Below are 811 nucleotides of genomic sequence, written 5' to 3'. Positions count from 1 at the left end.
AGGTACGGGACCGGATAGAGGGTGCCGCTCGCGTGGACCAGCCGCCGCTCGAACTCCACGCGCTCGCGCCACGCCGCGGCCGGGAGCGTCACGCCCTCAGTTCCCCGCGGTCTCGACGTCGGTGTCGACCGCGTCGTACGGGTCCGCGACCGCGGCGAACGGCTCGCCCTCGCGCAGCGCCGTCAGCTCGGCGGCGAGGTCCGCGACGGGGATCCGGACCTGCGCCGCGGAGTCGCGCTCGCGGAGCGTGACGGTGTCCGGGCCGTCGCCCTCGATGCCGTCGCGGTCGACCGTGACGCAGAACGGCGTGCCGACCTCGTCCTGCCGGCGGTAGCGCCGGCCGATCGAGCCGGAGTCGTCGTACGCGACCGCGAGCCCCGCGGCCCGCAGGTCGGCCGCGACCTCGTCGGCGACTGCGTCGAGCTCGTCGTCCGAGAGGTCGGGCCGGGCGCCGGCGACCGCGTGGATCGGCGCGCCGCCGTCGCCCTCGAACCGGGGGACGACGTGGATGTGGACGTGCGGGACCTCCTGGCCGGCCGCCTCGCCGTCGTTGACGCCGACGTTGGCGCCGTCGGCGTCGACCGCCTCCTCGATCCGGGGCGTGAGCGCCGCGACCGCGTCGAACAGGTCGCTCGCGAGGTCGGCGTCGAGGTCGCCGACGTGCTGGGCGTGCGACTTGGGGATCACCAGCGTGTGGCCGCGCGCGAGCGGGTTCGCGTCGAGGAACGCCAGCACCGAGTCGGTCTCGTGGACGGTCCGCGCCGGGATGTCGCCGGCGACGATCGAACAGAAGATACAGTCGTCGGACATG

General features: G+C 75.0%; 1 protein-coding gene and 1 pseudogene. Both read right to left on the bottom strand.

Translation table 11 applies throughout. From position 1 onward, the window contains the following. Positions 1-92: pseudogene (locus D3D02_RS21305) on the bottom strand (dolichol kinase); the annotation flags it as partial. 4 nt (positions 93-96) lie between these two features. Further along, on the bottom strand, positions 97-811 hold a 715-nt coding region (locus tag D3D02_RS18120), incomplete at its 5' end, for an HIT family protein (RefSeq protein ID WP_121571319.1).

It is taken from the genome of Halobellus sp. Atlit-38R, from assembly GCF_003665925.1.
In the GTDB taxonomy this organism is placed as follows: Archaea; Halobacteriota; Halobacteria; order Halobacteriales; family Haloferacaceae; genus Haloquadratum; species Haloquadratum inordinatus.
This window is presented reverse-complemented; position numbering and strand designations above follow the sequence as displayed.